Below are 15,101 nucleotides of genomic sequence, written 5' to 3'. Positions count from 1 at the left end.
TCATTTTTTATTTTACTTTAATCAGTTCAACATCAAAAATAAGGGTGCTATTGGCAGGAATCATGCCAGGAACGCCCTGTTCACCATAGCCTAATTGTGAAGGAATATAAAGGGTAGCTTTACCGCCTTCCTTCATCAGTTGCAAGCCTTCAGTCCAACCCGGAATCACCTGATTGAGGGGGAATTCAATAGGTTGACCACGTTCAATCGAGCTGTCAAATACCTTGCCATCGACCAGTTGGCCTTTGTAATGCACGGTAACAACAGAAGTTGCAGTCGGCTGCTTACCTGTACCTTCTTTGATAATTTTGTACTGTAAACCTGAAGCCGTGGTGATTACACCTGGTTTATTCTTGTTTTCAGCCAAGAAATTGTCACTTGATGATTGAGCTGTTTTTGCTTGATCAAGCTGTTTCTGTTGCATCTCTTTTTGGAACTGCTGATAAGCTTGTTGAAGCTCTTGTTCTGTATAAGCCGGTTTATTACGAGCATGACCTTCACGTACACCTGTAACAAAGCTATTAATATCTAATTCAGGTGGTGTTTGATGTGCGACTTCATAACCAAGTGCATAACTGATTTTTTCAACAGCAGAGGCATTTTTTGATGCTTTTGATGTCGCAGTAGCCGGGTTTTGAGTTGCATAATAAACAGGTACAAGTGCAGCACCGCCTAAAATAACAGCGACAGCGATGGGTAAGGCTTTACTCATAGGTTTTCCCAAAATCATTTTATATTAAAAAAGTTGCATTAATTTTAGCAGACTTTTCTATTCAACACGTTTCGAGGGAATCGTGGTGTACAGAAATCCAATATATTCTTATCAACCCAACTATTCTATAACAGTCTGAATATATAAAACATTTCTCATACAATAAAATATCTGTTTTTTATTTTCCATAAAAATAAGCCTCAAAAGCAAAAGCCAGTGATTTCCACTGGCTTTTAGCCTACACCGCTTTAAACGATATCGATAAAAAAGATTTAATCATTATCTTTCGAGGCCTTATAACCATAAGTATAGTTATAGCCATAGCCATAGCCATAAGCGCCCGGGCCACGTTGAATATCATTCAGAATAAAGCCATTGACCTTAACATTGACTTGTTCAAAACGATTGACCGTCAATTCCAGTTCTTTCATCTGTGATTTTGCATATCGTGCGATGACTAAATTTACACCCGCATATTGTGAAATGATAATACCGTCTGTTACTGCCAGTACAGGTGGGGTATCGATAATAACGTGATCATACCGGGGCGAAATTTGCTCTAAAAGTTCCGAGAATTTTGCCGAACTTAAAAGCTCTGAAGGATTCACTGGACTTTTGCCGCGAGTAATTACATCCAGGTGGGTAACGTCAGTAGATTTAACAATACTTTCAAGTGTTTGTTGACTATTTAAATACTCAGCCAAACCGGATTGGTTGTCATGGTTGAAATACTTATGTAAATAACCACGACGCATATCACCATCAATAATTAATACCCGCTTATTACTTTGTGCCAAAATTGTCGCTAGGTTGGTCGAAATAAAGGACTTACCGACTTCTGGAGCAGGGCCGGAAATCATGATGATATTGTTTTTAGCTTTGCTTAAAGCAAAGTGAATGGCAGTACGCATACTGCGTAAGCTTTCGATGGCAATATCATCACTATTTTTAACGGCTAAAATAGGAATATGCTTTTTCTTTTTCAGAAGCTTAATTCGACTTTCTTGAATCGGTGAACGCGGAACAGTGGCATAGACCGGTAAATCCAGTTCATTTTCAATTTGATCGGCATCTTTAATCCCTGAGCGCATCATATTGCGTAATAAAGCCAGTAAGGTTCCCAGGAAACCACCCAGGAATATGGCCAAAATTAAAATTTGCATTTTTTTCGGCGCAATTGGCTTAATTGGCTCAACGGCTGTATCTACAACCCGGACATTGCCAATTTCACCGGCTTTAGCAATACGCAATTGCTGGTATGAGTTAAGCAGGGCCGTATAAAGCTGCTGTTTGACTTCAACTTCACGGTAAAGCTGCAAATAGCGGCGTTGCAAGTCTGGCAACTGTTTTAAGGTGTCATTCAGCTCGGCAATTTTCTTATTGATTGCGCCCAGTTGAGCATTCATTTGCTCCATCACCGGATGTTCATTGGTGTATTTTGCAGAAGCTTCCGCCAGTTTCTGCTCCAGTTCAGCTTTGGAGGTTTCAAGCTGAATGCTCTGGGTTAAATACAGTTCGGATTCTTTAGTCACATCAACAGTATTATACTGTTGGCGGAATTTGTTGAATTCACGTTCAGCTACATCAAGTTGCTGTTTTAATTCTGGTAACTGTTCTTCAAGAAATTTAAGCGTTTGCGCAGTTTCAGCAGAGCGGCGTTCAATGTTCTGGTGGCTATAGGCAACCAGAATTGAGTTGAGAACTTTGGTAATATGTTCTTTGTCTTGACCTTGATAATTTAGGCCCAAGATGCCGGTCAGTTTGCCTTTTTCGGCCACAGAATAGTTATTTGTGATAGAACCCATTGCTGCGGGTAAAGACATTTTTTGAATATTATAGCGGTCTTTTAACTGGTCTTGAGTGTAAATGGCGACTTTCCAGGTTCCGGATGCTGAGCTGTGTTGGCTCTCCTGGTTGATAGGGCCACTAATAACTACTTGCTGGGTTGCTGCATCCGTTAGAGTGAATTTATTGCCATTAAAATCAAGCAACAAATTTTTGTCTAAATAGTCAGCTGGAACTTCAAACTTGCGAATCTCAAAGGACTGGGCATCATCCTTAAATAAAACAGATTTGTTTTGATATTGGGTTTGATAATTGTGTGGATTTAACAAACGATCAAAAAAACCGTTTTTTGTCCCAGAAATCTTTAAATCCAGGTTTAGGTTTTTAATGACAGAACCCAGCACCAAACGGGATTTTAGCAGTTCTATTTCAGCTTGAGCCGGTTGCTTCTGCTCAATCATATTGGATAAATCACCCAATAAAGCAGCAGATGTTCCCTTACTTTCCTCTACTTGTACCAGAGCATCCACTGAATAGGTATCAGGCGTTGTTTTTAAATACAGCAGTGCAGAAACCAGACTTAAAATGACACAGAGTGCAATAAGTTTCCATTGCGCAATCAGTGAAAAGAACAGCTCTTTTAAATCAATAGTATCTTCAGTATTGGTATTTTGGCTCATAATTTTGCTATCAAAAAGTTAAATATGTTGTGTCCAGTCACTAATACAATCCCGTATTAACTGACAGGTTTCATCAAAGACCAATTGCTCATGCTGGTAAGGGTCAGGAACGTTTCTGCCTTGCCAATGCCCTAAGCGAAAAGTTTTTCCTTTCGCGAAAGGCCAGGTCTGCTCTATATGCTTTTGCTGATTTTGACTCATCACTAAAACCAAGTCTGCTTGCTTGATTTGCTTTGCATCCAGTTTTTTTGCAATATGAGTACTTATATCAATACCTAGATGCTGCATACAAAGTGTCGCTTTGGAGTCTGCGGTATGGCCGACTAAAGCGGCAATACCTGCAGACTCAATATGAAGGTTTGGATACTGCTGTTTTAAGAAATATTCAGCCATCGGGCTACGGCAGATATTGCCTACACAAACCACAAGAATATTTTGAATATTCATATTAGTTGCCCAAATTATTAGCCGTATTAACTAGGCTAGAAAAAGGCACCATCTGGTTAATTATACGTTGCCAACGCGCCAGGCCAGAGGCATCGACATAGACAATATCATTGCTGCGCATTTTGAACTTATTGGCTAAACCAAAATCTGCAATACTGGTTAAATCCAGCTGATAGACTTCAGTCAAGGGATTCATCGCATTGCTACGGACGACATAAATTTTACTTCGGCTCGCAGACAGCGGATTTAAACCTAAACTTTCACCTAAAACATCACTTAAACTCATACCCTGATCACGCATCGGCAGGGATTGGTTTTTACCCGATTCCCCCATGACATAAATTTTTTGGTTTTCACGTGAATTGACATATAAGGTGTCATTAGGTTGGATCAGCAGGTTATGTAAGGACAGTCCAGCTTTTTCCAGCTCAATACTATTGAGCTGATAGCTATGGCCCTGTCTGACCAGGGTAATGGAGGTATTATCTCCTTGCTGGGAATTCACTCCACCTGCCATGCCTAAAGCGGTATACACACTGACAGGTTGATCGCTGAGTGCAAATTGTCCACCTTTCATCACATTACCTTGTACAGAAAAGCGCTGGCCTTGATAGGACAATACCCGGGCAATGACATCCGGTGTTTTTAAATAACGAGAGAGCTGATTGCGTAATTCCTGATTAACCTGTGTTAATGATTTTCCTGCTGCTTTATAACGGCCAATCATGGGAAATTGAATATAACCACTTTGGTCAATTTGATAACCATTAGCTTGAGCAGATTGTTCACTACTAATTGAACTTGTAGGAGGGGTTATGTCTGGATAAGCCCAAAGATAAATTGAAAGAATATCTCCGGGACTCAATTTATAATTTTTATGGGAAGTATGAAATAAATGGGCATAATCCTGACGAATATTAATTTCAGCCGGCTGTACGGCAAATAAAGAGTCTTGGGTGAGTTTTATTACATTGACTTGAGTGCCCAAATCCGTTTGATAAACCCCTTCACTAGGTAAATCATAAGTTTGTAAACCAGAAGTGATTGCACAACCAGTCATTCCTAAACTCAGTGCAAACATAACGCTATAACGGTAGTAACTCACTCTAAATCCTGTTTATAAAAATAATTTGAAATTAATATATAGGCGTAACTTGTCCAATAAATAAAATTTGAACAATAATATTTTATACCATTAATGTTTTGTTACCTAGTTTAAGATGTTGTTGAATCGTAAGATGTTGGGTATAGGCGTGGAAATACTACTGGGTTATCCTTAAATAAGGAATAGCAAGAAAATTAAATTTATTTATTGTGTGATATTTTTGGCATTTATAAGCTCTCATTTTAAGATTCACATAAATTGCCCGTTTGAATGATCTCTCCCATAAAGACAATATTTTACAATTAAAATTACTACAATTTCTGTTATATTATAATGCTATTTACAACGTCACGATGATCAAGAATTCATCGATCGCATAGGCTTCTATATGTTACAACTCTCTGAACTGAAAATAGCAATTATTGGGCTAGGTTATGTCGGTTTACCCTTAGCTGTAGAGTTTGGAAAACAAGTCCCTGTTGTTGGTTTTGATATTCATCAAAAGCGTATTGATGAATTAAAAAGCGGTCAAGACCATACCTTAGAGGTTTCGCCTGAAGAATTAAAACAAGCCCATCAATTAGCCTATAGTGCAAATTTAGAAGATTTAACAGACTGCAACTTCTTTATTGTGACAGTGCCGACTCCGATTGATGAATATAAACAGCCGGATTTGACGCCATTGGTCAAAGCCTCGCAAAGTATTGGTAAAGTGCTGAAAAAAGGCGATATTGTTGTTTATGAGTCGACGGTTTATCCGGGAGCCACTGAAGAAGTCTGCATTCCTGAACTGGAAAAAGTTTCAGGCTTGAAATTCAATCAGGATTTCTTTGCTGGTTATAGCCCAGAGCGCATTAATCCGGGTGACAAATTGCACCGCGTGACCAATATTCTCAAAATCACTTCAGGTTCTACTCCAGAAGTCGCTGATTTTGTCGATCAGGTTTATAACCTGATTATTGAAGCTGGAACCCATAAAGCGTCCAATATTAAAGTCGCCGAAGCGGCAAAAGTGATTGAAAATACCCAGCGTGATGTCAATATTGCGCTGATTAATGAACTTGCCTTGATCTTCAATAAAATGGGGATTGATACTGAAGCGGTGCTTGAGGCTGCGGGAACGAAATGGAACTTCCTGCCGTTCCGTCCGGGTCTGGTTGGTGGTCACTGTATCGGGGTTGATCCTTACTATCTCACCCATAAAGCACAAGCGATTGGTTATCACCCTGAAATTATCTTGGCCGGCCGCCGTTTGAATGATGGCATGGGCGCTTATGTGGTGACTCAGCTGGTGAAAGGCATGCTGAAAAAACGCATTCAGGTGGAAGATGCCAAGGTGCTGATTTTAGGCTTAAGTTTTAAAGAAAACTGTCCCGATATCCGTAACACCCGCATTATTGATATCGTCAATGAACTGAAAGAATATCACGTGAATGTAGATGTTTATGACCCATGGGTAGATCGTGCTGAGGCCGAGAATGAATATGGGATTGATCCTGTTTCGACATTAACAGAAAACAGCTATGACGCCATTATTCTGGCGGTGGCACATCATCAGTTTAAAGAGATGGGCGTAGAGAAAATTCGTGCCTTGGGCAAAGCGGAACATGTTTTATATGATTTGAAATATGTACTTGCACAGTCTGAATCTGATCTTCGTTTGTAATTTAAAAAGTGTTAGGAAGTATCGTCATGAGTCAATATCAGCTGGTTTGTGAACAGTTAAAGCAAGCACCGAAAACCTGGCTGGTCACGGGGGTTGCCGGTTTTATTGGCTCCAATCTGTTAGAAACACTATTAAAACTTGATCAAACTGTTATTGGTTTGGATAACTTCGCTACAGGTCATCAACATAACTTGGATGAAGTACAGTCATTGGTCAGTGCGGCGCAATGGGCAAAATTCACCTTTTATGAAGGCGATATCCGTAAAATCGAAGACTGTCAAAAAGCCTGTTCTGGTGTGGATTATGTTTTGCATGAAGCCGCTCTGGGTTCAGTACCACGTTCGATTGCTGACCCGATTACCACTAATGCCACCAATATCAGCGGCTTCCTAAACATGCTGACTGCTGCGCGTGATGCCAAAGTCTCCAGCTTTACCTATGCAGCCAGCAGCTCAACCTATGGTGACCATCCGGCATTGCCGAAAGTGGAAGAAAACATTGGCAAGCCTTTATCGCCTTATGCCGTGACCAAGTATGTCAATGAACTCTACGCTGATGTTTTTGCTAAAACTTATGGTTTTAAAGCGATTGGTTTGCGCTACTTTAATGTTTTTGGTCAGCGCCAAGATCCGAACGGGGCTTATGCGGCGGTGATTCCGAAATGGACCGCAGCCATGATTGCCGGTGATGATGTATTCATTAATGGTGATGGTGAAACCAGCCGGGATTTCTGTTTTATCGATAACACGGTGCAAGCCAATATTCTGGCAGCGACCACACAAGATAATGTCGCAAAAAATCAGGTCTATAACGTCGCAGTGGGTGACCGTACCACCTTAAATGATTTGTATCGTGCAATTCAGGCGGCACTTGCGGAAAATGGCGTAAATTATACCAAAGATGCAGTATACTGTGACTTCCGTGCCGGAGATGTGCGTCACTCCCAAGCCAGCATTGCCAAAATTGAGCAAGCCTTGGGTTATGCACCTGAGTTTCGAATTGATGCCGGTATTCAGCTGGCGATGCGCTGGTATGTTAAAAATCTGACATGATTGCGCGTATTTTCGCCAAATATCAGTCGATTGGCTTAATCACGTCGAGTTTATTAGTAGGTGCGATAATCACATTTATCGCACTTCCTTTTTTAACGCGTCTTTATTCGGTTCAGGATTTTGGTGAATATGGCATTGCATTGGCTGTGGTCAGCGTTTTATCGACCATTGCCAATTTGCGTCTCGATCAAGCCTTATTGGTCGCGGAAGAGCAGGACAAAAAAAGCCTGATCTTTGAAGGAATGATGTTCTCCACAGGTATTGTGGCGGTCAGTGCCATCATCTTAAGTTTTATTTTTAATGCGGCTGTGGTTGCTGCCATCTGTAGCGGTGTGTTGGCTAATACCCTGATTCAAACTATCTATAACTATAAATTTGCCGCGCATGCCGAATATTTCTGTGCCGGACTGAATATTTTGCGTAGCCTGATTGTGGTGCTGGTACAGCTGGGTTTGCCCTTCTTGATGAGCATCAGTCTGGTCAACAGTTACAGCATCAGTTCAGTGCTGATGCTCCTGTTTATATTGATTTATATTATAAAAAATCAGCTTTATCAGGTCAGTTGGCAGGCATTTAAGCACTATAAAGATTTTATTTATTCCAATACTCCGCATGCCTTGCTGAACAGCTTTTCGCATAACTTGCCTTATTATGTGGTGTCACATTTTGTCGGTGTGCAGGCGATGGGCTTTTATGCCATTGTGGAGCGGACTTTGCGGGTGCCGATTAATTTAATGTCGCAAACCATTCGCCAGTTCTTTATCCGCAAATTTAAACATCTGGAAAATAGCCAGGAAGCCCTGAAAAGCAGTGTGCTGCTCAGCCTGCTATCTTTGCCGCTATTTGCTGCATTCTTTGTGCTGCCAGAGTCGCTGTATTTATGGGTGTTTGGCAAAGACTGGGTCGGCATCTCCACTTATTTCCAGATTTTGGCTTTGGGCTATTGGGCCATTTTCTGTAATCCGCCCAGTTCGGCCTTCCTGATTGCGCAGCGCAACAGCCATGTGCTGTTTAGATTGCAGATCATCGAATTATTGATTAAATTCGTTTTATTTTTCAGCTTGTATATTCTGGTAGAAGATAAAATTTATATGCTGCTTGCCGTGCCAGTTTCCTTGATTTTTTATAACTTTTCCATTTTATTCTCTGTGTGGAGTAGCAACAAGTGATGTTTTTTAAAGCTTTAAAACTCATGAACTGGTTCACTGCACAATGCCGCAAGGTTGTTTATAATCAGGCCTTTGCTACTCGGTTTAAATATTTTGGCAAAGGCACCATGCTTGAAATTGCCGGACAGGTGCGTATTGGTAAAAACGTCTATATCGGCGATCAGGTCAGCCTGATTGTGGAACCAGGCGCAACGCTCACTATTGCCGACAACAGCTTTATTGGTGAAAGCTGCTATATCAAATGTTTTGGCGGTACTGTCAGCATTGGTCAGGATGTCAGCATCAATTCCAAGTCATTTATCAATGGCTGTGGTGGGGTTAGCATAGGCGATAACACTCGTATTGGTACGCAAAGTATTATTATTGCCAGTAACCATAAATTTGGTGAACCTGATCTTTTAGTTAAAGACGCAATTACCAAGCAAGGGGTCAGCCTAGGTGAAAACATCTGGCTCGGTGCCCGGGTGACGGTCCTGGATGGCGTCAAGATTCCGGACAATAGTGTAATTGGAGCGTGCAGTCTGGTTTCCAAAACGCTTGCTGAGCCGGGAATATATGTCGGTATTCCTGCCAGAAAAATCAAATAAGCCCGGCAATACAATCATATGCCTAAAGCCAATTTAGGCGTAAAATAGCCCACTTCTCGCATTTTTTGTTTTGCTGCTCTAAAGGTCATGCGCATGGCATTGATAAAATCCGTCTTCAATACACTCTTTGACCTGGTTTATTTTATGGCCAAAGGCAGTGTGGCTTATGCGCGGAAAAAAGGTGTCAGCATAGGTGAACACTGCCGAATTTATATTAAAAGCTGGGGTTCAGAACCCTTTCTGATTGCTATTGGTGATCATGTCACAGTGACTTCCGGGGTAAAATTTATTACCCATGATGGCAGTACCTGTCTGGTCAAAGATCAGTACGGCAAACGCTATCAACGCTTTGCCCCGATTCAGGTTGGTTCGCATGTGTTTATCGGGGTTAATACTATTGTTATGCCGGGGGTGAAGATTGGCTCCAATGTCGTCATTGGTGCCGGTTCGGTGGTGACCAAAGATATTCCGGATAACAGTGTTGCGATTGGTGTGCCCGCCAAGGTGGTTTCAAGTTTTGCGGACTACGCCACTAAGATTCAAGCCAGCTGTGCCAGCGATTCTGAATTGGCTGACATCAGTGATTATCAGCAGCGTGTGCAACGTGCAATGGTTCTGCAAGCTTCTAAAAGCACCGATTAATTTCTTCCATTTTTAGGTATTGTTATGCTCAATAAAATCATGTTTTTTTTGCCGACCTTAGGTGGTGGTGGGGCAGAACGTACCGTGATTCAATTGGCCAATAACCTGGTCCAGCAGGGGCGTAAAGTGGATGTGGTGGTCTGTGACATCAGCGGGGTAAAAGGTAAATTACTGCCTGAGGTAGATCCGCAGATTCAATTGATTGATTTAAGCTGTGGCCGTGTTGCCAATGCCATTTTCCCACTGAAAAAGTTGTTGCAGGCTGTGGATTATGATGTGCTGGTGGCGACCCAGACCCATACGAATATTATTACTGCCTTGGCCAGACGTTTAGCTAAAAGTCAGGTCCGGTTGATTTTGCGTGAGGTTTCCACGCCTTCGAAAAATTTGAAATTGCAGGGCATGGCAAAGTGGCTGCTGAAAACCTTGGTCAAAATGACCTATCCATCCGCGAGTCAGGTGGTTTGTGTGTCCAATGGCGTGCTAGATGATTTTCGTGAATATTATGCCTATGCCCAAGACAATTTAGTCACCATTTATAACCCGGTGATTGACGAGACCTATGCTGAAAAACTGCAAGTTGCGGTTGAGCATCGTTTCTTCCAGCCTGCGCATAAAGTCATTCTGGCGGTGGGGCGTTTAACCGAAGCCAAAAATTTCGGTTTTCTGATTCGTTCTTTCCATGCTTTGTATCAACAACACCCGAAAACCCGTTTGATTATTCTGGGAGAAGGGGAATTACGCGGTGAACTAGAGCAATTGGTTCATGACTTAAGCTTAAGCGATGTGGTCGATCTGCCCGGCTTCGATCCCAACCCCTATGCCTATTTTAAATATGCCGAGCTGTTTGTCTTGAGTTCCAACTGGGAAGGCTTGCCCGGGGTGCTGATTCAGGCTTTGGCCTCAAAAGTTAAAGTGGTGAGTACCAATTGCCCGAGCGGTCCAATGGAAATTTTGGCTAATGCTAAATTTGGCTTACTGGTGGAATGTAATGATCAGGCGGGCATGACTGCGGCAATGCAGCAGGCAATTTTCGGTGAATATGTCACTTATGATGACACTGAGTTGACCGAACATTGTCTGCAATTCCATAAACATACCGTGCAACAGCGTTATCTGGAGCTGATGGAGTCTTCCGCATGAATCAGCAGAAACCAACTGTGGTGCATGTGATTACCAACTTTGCCGGAGTGGGTGGGGCCGAAATGATGCTGGCACGCCTGATTCAGCAGACCCAGGATCAGTATGCGCATGTGATTATTGCGCTGATGAAAACTTCGGAGGTGTATGCCGAAACCCTGAGACAATGCCAATCCTATTATGCATTGGGCTGGAATGGGCTGAATACACTGGAGACAATCAGCAAACTGCGGCATTTACTCAAGTCTATTGCGCCAAAAACGGTGCAATGCTGGATGTATCATGCCAATGTATTGACCAGTTTAAGTTGCATCGGTCTCAGCCCAAAACCCGAGATTTTTTGGGGCATTCATCATTCACTGGCCTCTCCTAAAGAGGAGTCGCTGAGTACCAAAGTCGCCTTGGTCATGAGTAAAGTTCTCGCTGCGCAGCCCAAAGGCGTGATTTATTGTGCGCATTCATCCTTGCAACAGCATCAACGCTTTGGCCTGAAAAACAACAATGCTCAGGTGATTGCCAATGGCGTGTTTCTGGACACATTCCAGCCCAACCCTGAATTGCATGAACCCTGCGTGATTGGTTTTGCCGGGCGTTATCACACTGCAAAAGGCTATCCCTATCTTTTTGCGACTCTGGCAAAACTGAAAGATCAGCCGATTATTTTTAAAATTGCCGGCAGTGGGGCAAACTTAGAGAATCCCGAAGTAAAAGCTTTATTTGAGCAATATCAACTGGATAAAAATAAAGTCCATTTGCTCGATCAGGTTTCTGATATGCCGGCATTTTATCAGTCGGTGGATGCCTTTTTGATGACCTCGATTACCGAAGGCTTCCCTAATGTTCTGGTTGAAGCCATGGCATCCGGTCTGCCTTGTATCAGTACTGATGTGGGCGATGCCAAATATATTGTCGATCAGTTGAGTGCCATTGTGCCGCCACGCGATCCTGAGGCGTTGGCCAATGCCATTTTGGATTATGTCCATTCGAGCCAGGCGGACAAATTACAGTTGAAACAAGCCACTCGTGCACGGGTGGAACAACATTTTAGTATTGAGAGCGTGAGTCAGCAGTATCTGGGCATGTGGAGACAAGGTGCATGAAGTTTTTGATGATTTGTAGCTATCTGCCTTCAGCCTTGAACTTTAGGGGCAAACTGTTAGAAGCGATTCATGCTCAAGGTTATGAAATTCATGTGTTTGCACCGGACCTGACGGATTTTCCCGATGAATTAAAGCAGTTGCAGCAGTTGGGCTATCAGGTTCATTGCATCCCCATGCAACGCGCAGGCACCAATCCACTGGCCGATCTCAAGCTGCTTCACACTCTGTATCAGATGATCCGCCAGGTTCAGCCGGACATAGTGCTGAGCTATACCATTAAACCGGTGATTTACGGAACACTGGCGGCATGGCTGGCGCGGGTACCACAGCGTTTTGCCTTAATCACTGGACTGGGTTATGCCTTTCAAAATATTGAATCGGGCAAACGCAGCTTGTTCCAGAAACTGGTGCATGGCTTATATGCCCAGGCACTGAAACATGCCGATAAAGTGTTTTTCCAGAATCCTGACGATTTAAAACTTTTTCAGGACATGCAGCTCTTATCTGCAAACAAACTGACTGTGGTGGTCAATGGTTCAGGGGTGAATGTGCAGGATTTTGAGCTCATGCCTTTACCGCTAAATGAAGATGGACAAGTGAAAGCCTCATTCCTGTTGATTGCCCGTTTACTCGGTGATAAAGGTGTACGCGAATATGCTGAAGCAGCCCGCATCATCAAGGCCCAATATCCTGAAACAGAATTTCATCTGGTCGGCTGGATCGATGACAATCCTTCTGCGATTTCGCAAGCTGAGCTGGATACCTGGGTACAGGAAAAAACCGTGAAGTATTGGGGTAAACTGAGTGATGTACGTCCAGCCATCGCAGCAAGTTCGGTCTATGTATTGCCTTCTTACCGGGAAGGAACCCCACGTACCGTGCTGGAGGCCATGGCAATGGGTCGAGCCATTATTACCACCGATGCCCCAGGCTGCCGTGAAACGGTGAGTAATGGCGTGAATGGGTATCTGGTGGCGGTTAAATCGGTCGATGATTTGGTGCAAAGCATGCAGTATTTTATTGAAGATCCCCAGCTGATTACCTATATGGGACAGCGTTCACGGGAAATGGCACTCAATAAATATGATGTGCATCAAGTGAACCGACATATGCTGACAGAAATGCAGATCATTGCTAAGCCATGACCGAGATGAATTGGCTGGACAGGATAAATAATTCAGAGATGGTCTTATGATCGTGAAATACATTAAAAGTGACTTGTATCGCTATACCGGAAAGATCAGCTTTAAACTCTTTTTAAAAAACTATTTGTTTAATCGTGGTTTTAACTTTTCAGTCTGGTTGCGACTCGCCAGCGCAAAAACCATTTGGGCAAAATTTGCGTATCCCATTTATTATTACAAGAAAAAGCAATACGGCATTGATATTCACATCACCACAAAGATTGGCTATGGCCTGTATATCGGTCATGGTGGCCCATTGGTGGTCAATCCTTCAACAGTCATTGGGAATAATGTAAATTTGTCGCAATTTAGTACCATTGGTGCGAATGGGGGACGTCAGGCTGCCGAAATTGGTGATAATGTTTATATTGGTCCTCAGGTCTGTATTGTGAATCAGGTTAAAATTGGCTCTAATGCAACGATTGGCGCGGGCAGTGTCGTCACCAAAGATATTCCAGAAGGTGCCACCGCTGCGGGCAATTATGCAAAAGTGTTGCATATGAACAATCCGGGTGGATTAGTGAATAGACGTTGGACTGATCTTTAATATATATAATGAGTGAAATGAATGTTAAAGCGTGTTCTGGATGTGGTGATTGCTTCGACGGCCTTGCTGCTGCTGTCTCCAGTCTATTTTTTTGTGGCCTATAAGGTACGTAAAAATTTAGGCTCACCTGTCCTGTTCCGTCAGGTACGCCCGGGACTGCATGGCAAACCCTTTGAAATGATCAAGTTTCGCAGCATGAAAGATGCGGTGGATGAGAACGGAAATCCATTACCCGATAGTGAGCGTCTCACCCCATTTGGTCAAATGCTGCGTGCCACCAGTCTGGACGAAATGCCGGAACTGTGGAATGTGATTAAAGGCGAGATGAGTATAGTTGGACCACGGCCATTATTGATGGAATATCTGCCTTTATACAATAGCGAACAAGCCAAGCGTCATAACGTACGTCCGGGCATGACAGGACATGCACAGGTCAATGGGCGCAATGCCATCAGTTGGGAAGAAAAATTCAAGCTGGATACCTGGTACGTCGAAAATCAGTCGCTGTGGCTGGACTTTAAAATTATGCTAAAAACCGTGAAAAAAGTGCTGGCCAAGGATGACATCAGTGCCGAAGGCGAGGCAACCATGACCAAATTTACCGGTACACCGGAACAGAAAAATGACTAAACTCTATGCCATATATGGTGCTTCAGGCTGTGGGCGTAGCCTGATGCCGGTGGCGCGGCAGCAGTTGGCCCGTGAACAAGACAGTTCTGAAATTGTCTTTATTGATGATGCACAGACAGCCATCACAACGGTCAATGCTCATCGAGCCATGAACTATGCAAGCTTTCTGGCTGAACCCGCTGCGCAAAAATATGTGCTGATTGGGATTGCCAATAGCCAAGTCCGTGAAAAAATCGCCAATCGCCTGCAAGCGGATGATATTCAGCTCTGGTCAGTTCAGGCAGATAATGTGGTGCTGATGGATAATGCCCAGATTGCAGCTGGCGCAGCCCTGAGTCCATTTGTGACTATTACCTCGAATATTAAAATTGGTAAATGCTTTCATGCCAATTTATACAGCTATGTGGAGCATGATTGCGTGATTGGGGATTTCGTTACCTTTGCGCCAGGGGTAAAATGCAACGGCAATATTCATATTCAAGACCATGCCTATATTGGTGCAGGTGCCATGATCAAGCAGGGCAGCCCCGGTCAACCTTTGGTTATCGGTCGTGGTGCGATTGTCGGTATGGGCGCCGTGGTGACCAAAAGTGTCCCGGCTGGCGTTACCGTGGTGGGCAATCCGGCGCGTATAGTTGAATCCAGATAGAATTTA

15 protein-coding genes are annotated in these 15,101 nt (G+C 43.1%); 11 read left to right on the top strand and 4 right to left on the bottom strand.

Annotated features, from left to right (window positions below; all coding sequences use genetic code 11):
• Positions 1–7: 7 nt before the first annotated feature.
• From B9T29_RS14250 to B9T29_RS14235, 4 genes are all read right to left on the bottom strand, one after another.
• The gene (locus B9T29_RS14250; protein ID WP_086176560.1) at positions 8–712 is read right to left on the bottom strand and encodes an FKBP-type peptidyl-prolyl cis-trans isomerase; all 705 of its coding nucleotides are present in this window, start codon (positions 710–712) and stop codon (positions 8–10) included.
• A 272-nt stretch (positions 713–984) separates the two neighbouring features.
• Entirely contained in the window at positions 985–3,177 is a 2,193-nt protein-coding gene (locus B9T29_RS14245) for a polysaccharide biosynthesis tyrosine autokinase (RefSeq protein WP_086176559.1), read from the bottom strand.
• A gap of 18 nt (positions 3,178–3,195) precedes the next feature.
• A complete protein-coding gene (locus tag B9T29_RS14240) occupies positions 3,196–3,624 on the bottom strand; it encodes a low molecular weight protein-tyrosine-phosphatase (RefSeq protein ID WP_086176558.1) in 429 nt (142 codons plus the stop codon).
• Between the two features lies 1 nt (position 3,625).
• Positions 3,626–4,705 carry a polysaccharide biosynthesis/export family protein gene (locus B9T29_RS14235; RefSeq protein ID WP_086176557.1) on the bottom strand — a complete coding sequence of 360 codons (1,080 nt, stop codon included), beginning with the start codon at positions 4,703–4,705 and terminating at the stop codon, positions 3,626–3,628.
• A 412-nt stretch (positions 4,706–5,117) separates the two neighbouring features.
• On the opposite strand from B9T29_RS14235, the gene tviB reads away from it, so the two are divergent.
• The 11 genes from tviB to B9T29_RS14180 all read left to right on the top strand — a co-directional run bounded on the left by tviB (position 5,118) and on the right by B9T29_RS14180 (position 15,095).
• Entirely contained in the window at positions 5,118–6,395 is a 1,278-nt protein-coding gene (gene tviB / locus B9T29_RS14230; RefSeq protein ID WP_086176556.1) for a Vi polysaccharide biosynthesis UDP-N-acetylglucosamine C-6 dehydrogenase TviB, read from the top strand.
• 26 nt (positions 6,396–6,421) lie between these two features.
• On the top strand, positions 6,422–7,447 hold the full coding sequence (locus B9T29_RS14225) for an NAD-dependent epimerase/dehydratase family protein (protein ID WP_086176555.1): 1,026 nt from the start codon (positions 6,422–6,424) through the stop codon (positions 7,445–7,447).
• The gene (locus B9T29_RS14220; RefSeq protein WP_086176554.1) at positions 7,444–8,616 is read left to right on the top strand and encodes a lipopolysaccharide biosynthesis protein; all 1,173 of its coding nucleotides are present in this window, start codon (positions 7,444–7,446) and stop codon (positions 8,614–8,616) included. Before B9T29_RS14225 ends, B9T29_RS14220 begins: the two co-directional genes overlap by 4 nt.
• Positions 8,616–9,203, top strand: a complete 588-nt coding sequence (locus B9T29_RS14215; RefSeq protein ID WP_086176553.1) for an acyltransferase — start codon at positions 8,616–8,618, stop codon at positions 9,201–9,203. The genes B9T29_RS14220 and B9T29_RS14215 overlap by 1 nt, the downstream gene beginning before the upstream one ends.
• A 93-nt stretch (positions 9,204–9,296) precedes the next feature.
• Positions 9,297–9,845 carry an acyltransferase gene (locus tag B9T29_RS14210; RefSeq protein ID WP_086176552.1) on the top strand — a complete coding sequence of 183 codons (549 nt, stop codon included), beginning with the start codon at positions 9,297–9,299 and terminating at the stop codon, positions 9,843–9,845.
• Between the two features lie 24 nt (positions 9,846–9,869).
• Positions 9,870–10,988 (top strand): glycosyltransferase, encoded by a 1,119-nt coding sequence (locus B9T29_RS14205; RefSeq protein ID WP_086176551.1) that lies wholly within the window; start codon positions 9,870–9,872, stop codon positions 10,986–10,988.
• The gene (locus tag B9T29_RS14200) at positions 10,985–12,085 is read left to right on the top strand and encodes a glycosyltransferase (protein WP_086176550.1); all 1,101 of its coding nucleotides are present in this window, start codon (positions 10,985–10,987) and stop codon (positions 12,083–12,085) included. The genes B9T29_RS14205 and B9T29_RS14200 overlap by 4 nt, the downstream gene beginning before the upstream one ends.
• Positions 12,082–13,230, top strand: a complete 1,149-nt coding sequence (locus tag B9T29_RS14195) for a glycosyltransferase family 4 protein (protein ID WP_086176549.1) — start codon at positions 12,082–12,084, stop codon at positions 13,228–13,230. Before B9T29_RS14200 ends, B9T29_RS14195 begins: the two co-directional genes overlap by 4 nt.
• Positions 13,231–13,276: 46 nt before the next feature.
• Positions 13,277–13,816, top strand: coding sequence for a serine O-acetyltransferase (locus B9T29_RS14190; RefSeq protein ID WP_086176548.1), 540 nt, complete (start codon positions 13,277–13,279; stop codon positions 13,814–13,816).
• Between the two features lie 21 nt (positions 13,817–13,837).
• Positions 13,838–14,446 (top strand): sugar transferase, encoded by a 609-nt coding sequence (locus tag B9T29_RS14185; RefSeq protein ID WP_086176547.1) that lies wholly within the window; start codon positions 13,838–13,840, stop codon positions 14,444–14,446.
• Entirely contained in the window at positions 14,439–15,095 is a 657-nt protein-coding gene (locus B9T29_RS14180; protein WP_086176546.1) for a NeuD/PglB/VioB family sugar acetyltransferase, read from the top strand. Before B9T29_RS14185 ends, B9T29_RS14180 begins: the two co-directional genes overlap by 8 nt.
• Positions 15,096–15,101 lie beyond the last annotated feature (6 nt).

It is taken from the genome of Acinetobacter sp. ANC 3903, assembly GCF_002135315.1.
Lineage (GTDB): Bacteria > Pseudomonadota > Gammaproteobacteria > Pseudomonadales > Moraxellaceae > Acinetobacter.
Note: the sequence above shows the minus strand (reverse complement) of the source record. Positions and strands in the feature narration are given on the sequence as shown.